The sequence below is a fragment of the Roseomonas rosulenta genome, assembly GCF_016106005.1.
GTDB classification, from domain to species: Bacteria; Pseudomonadota; Alphaproteobacteria; order Acetobacterales; family Acetobacteraceae; genus Neoroseomonas; species Neoroseomonas rosulenta.
Genome location: NZ_JACADR010000393.1, coordinates 1 through 3,011 on the forward strand (window position 1 = coordinate 1; position 3,011 = coordinate 3,011).

The window sequence follows — 3,011 nt, forward strand, 5'->3', positions numbered from 1 at the left end:
AGGCATTCGAAGAGTACCCGAGACTGAAGATCAGAGGTGAGCTCATCCGATCTGCGAGAGCGTTGGGGCAGCGAAGGTAGGTCATGGGAGAGCCCCCTGTTCTGTTCTTGTGCGCGCGCGCCCGCCTGTTGCACCCGTAAGGGGCGGCCCATGCCCGATGGACGGGCAGGGCGCGTCCAAGGGGTGGCCGCGGCGCGAGGTATCCCCGCGCCGCGGCACAGCCCCGCGTCTCCGTTCAGCCGGCGCGGTACTGCTCGAGCAGCCGCCGCCCGTCCTCCCCGGCGCGCGTAGCCCATTCATCGGCCATCGTGCGTCCCACCCGCGTGAGGTCATCCAACAGCTGCTGCGAGGGCGGGCCCACCTGCATGCCGCGCGCGGCGAGCGTCGCCTCGGTCTCGCGCGTCGCCTGTTCCGCCAGTTCGTAGCCGCGCGTCTCGGCGCGCGCCGCGGCGGCGCGCACCGCCGCCTGCAGGTCGGCCGGCAGCCCCTCCAGCGCGCGGCGCGAGACGAACACCGCGTTCTTCGTCATCGAGAAGCCGAGCGGCGTGAACACCCGCGCATAGTCCCAGGCCTGGGTGTCGACGCCCGTCGCCGCCGAGGTGATCTGCGCCTGCACCACGCCGGTCGCGAAGGCCTGCGCCAGTTCGGCTGCCTGCACCAGCGTCGGCTGCGCGCCGATCAGCTGCGCGAAGCGGTTGGTCATGGGCGAGAAGGTGCGGAAGCGCTGGCCGCGCAGCTGCTCGAGCGAGGTCACCGGCACCTGCGCATAGAGCCCCGCCGGCGGCCAGGGCACCATGTAGAGCAGGCTGAGGCCCTGGCGGGCGAAGCGCGCCTCGATGAAGGGCTTCTGCAGGTCGGACAGCCGCTTCGCCTGGGCGAAGTTGGTCACCAGCTGCGGCAGCGCATCGGCGTCGAACAGCGGATCCTCGTTCGCATAGGCGGTCAGCAGGATCTCGCCCAGCTGCACCTGGCCGGTCTGCACGCCGCGCTTGATCTCGGGCATGCGCAGCAGCGCGCCGTTGCTGTGCAGCTGGATCGACAGCCGCCCGCCGGCGGTCTGCTCGATCTCCTGCACGAAGGTGCGGATGTTGCGGGTGTGGAAGTTCCCGTCGGCATAGGGCGTGGCCATCTGCCAGCGCGCCTGGGCGCGGGCGGCGGCCGGGGCCAGGGCGGCGAGGCCGGTGGCGCTGAGCAGCGCGCGGCGGTGAAGGGTCATGATGGGCGTTGTCCTCTCCCAGCGCCACGACGCGGGCCGTGGCGGTCGGGCGCAGGATACCGCAGGGATGCGCGGAAAGATCAAGCCGGGGCGCGTCCCTGATCGGGCTCAGAGACCGCTTGAGAATGCCGGCACCGGCCCGCTCCCCCACCCAGCCACCCATCCAGGATACTGTCGTTGGCTGGCCGGGTGGGGGAGCGGGCCGGTGCCGGGCTGCAGAATGCGCCGAAGGGCGCGTTCTCAAACGGTCTCTCAGGCCGGGTAGGCCTCCGGGTCCACGCCGGCCTCGGCCAGGAAGTTACGGATCGCCACCACCTCATCCTTCGACAGGCTGTGCCGCGAATCGTGGAAGGCATGGGCGTGGCCGTTGAGCTTCACGCCGACGCGCCCCGCGCCGGTATGCGCGATCTCGGCACCGAGTTCCTCGAACACCGCCTGCACGGCCTTCGGGTCGATATTGGCGCTGACCGGGTGGGAGAACAGCGCGTGGAGCACTTTGCGGTGGCGGTGGTTCATGAACGGGCCTTTCGTGCCGCGGTGGCGATGACCGCCATATTCCGAGCGCTTCGCGCCTGCGCCTTGCGCCGGATCAAGTGCGGCACGCGTCATTACCCAAATGGGCATGCGGATCGCTGCGAGCTGCGATTCACGGGCGCGGGCCGCCCGCCGTCCGAGGGTGGACGGAAACGGATCGCGCAGCGATCCGGGAGCGCACGGCGCGACCGCGCCCCGACCGCCCGCCATCGCCGACGCACCAGCCCATGGCGCGAAGGCAAGGCCCGCGGATGCGGGCCGCCCGCCGTTTGAGGACACAAGGAAAAGCGTGAAGCCACCCTGGCCGCTGGCGTCTCACCCTCCCAAGGCCTGCTGTCGCAGGTGGGCACCAGGTACCCGGACCAAGATCCGGACAGAGCCAGCTCCCGGAGGATGTGCATTGGCCCCGGGGATGAATTGCCTGGCGCGCCGGGCAGCCTCACTCCTGGAACCTAGGGAGCCTCGAGGGTCGCCGCAATGGCCTCGATCGCCTCGGCGACGCGGTTGAGCCGCTGCGCCAGCGCAGGGTCGATGCCCGGCGCCGACGCGCTTGCCGCCGGCGCCACCGCGCCCCCGGCCTTCAGCGCGGCGTTCTCGCTGGTCAGGTCGGAGGTCTCGTCCGCCAGCTGCAGCGCGGCCAGCAGCAGCATCCGCGTCTCGCCGAACTGCATGCCCATGGCCTTGAGCGCGCCGATGCGCTTGTCGACCTCGGCGGCCATGTTCGTGAGGTGTCGCTCCTGCCCGTCCTGGCAGGCGACCGGGTGGGAATAGCCGCCGACGCGGACCGTGACCTGGGCCATCAGCCCTCCTCGCCCAGCACGCCGCGCAACCGCGCGATGGTGTCGTCGAGCCGCGCGGCGAGGGCGGCCACGGCCTCGCGGTCCGCACCCTGGCCCTCGGCGGCGGGTGCCGGCGCCGGGCGGTTCGCCAGAGCACGGGAAAGCCGTTCCACCGCGGCTTCCAGCCGGGCGGTTGCGTCTGCCACCGGATCCCCTTCCGCGTCGTTCATCTTCCCCCTGGAAGCCAAGCGGGCCTTGCCTCACGGTGCACCGCAAGACGTGAGAAAGCCTTGGCAGAGAGGGGCCTCGGGGTCAACGGTGACGGCGTGCATGAACCTCCCCCCGGCGGTGACGGTGCATGGCCTGGCCGGCGCGCGGGCGGCGCTGGCGGCGGCCGGGCCGCGCGGGGTGCTGCTGCTCTCGGCACCGGGTGCGGCCGGCTTCGCGGGTGCGCCCTGGTTCCTGGGCGTGGTCGCGGCCGC

At 71.9% G+C, this 3,011-nt stretch carries 4 protein-coding genes and 1 other RNA gene; all 5 read right to left on the bottom strand.

Features of this window, described 5'->3' with window-relative positions:
* Positions 1-235: 235 nt before the first annotated feature.
* Entirely contained in the window at positions 236-1,216 is a 981-nt protein-coding gene (locus HW578_RS24755; protein WP_198373367.1) for a TRAP transporter substrate-binding protein, read from the bottom strand.
* Between the two features lie 252 nt (positions 1,217-1,468).
* Positions 1,469-1,732 (bottom strand): OmpA family protein, encoded by a 264-nt coding sequence (locus HW578_RS24760; RefSeq protein WP_198373368.1) that lies wholly within the window; start codon positions 1,730-1,732, stop codon positions 1,469-1,471.
* A 306-nt stretch (positions 1,733-2,038) separates the two neighbouring features.
* A non-coding RNA gene (gene ssrS / locus HW578_RS24765) (6S RNA) lies at positions 2,039-2,193 on the bottom strand.
* A 9-nt stretch (positions 2,194-2,202) separates the two neighbouring features.
* Entirely contained in the window at positions 2,203-2,550 is a 348-nt protein-coding gene (locus HW578_RS24770; protein ID WP_198373369.1) for a cell division protein ZapA, read from the bottom strand.
* The gene (locus HW578_RS24775) at positions 2,550-2,735 is read right to left on the bottom strand and encodes a hypothetical protein (RefSeq protein WP_198373370.1); all 186 of its coding nucleotides are present in this window, start codon (positions 2,733-2,735) and stop codon (positions 2,550-2,552) included. The genes HW578_RS24770 and HW578_RS24775 overlap by 1 nt, the downstream gene beginning before the upstream one ends.
* Positions 2,736-3,011: the final 276 nt, after the last annotated feature.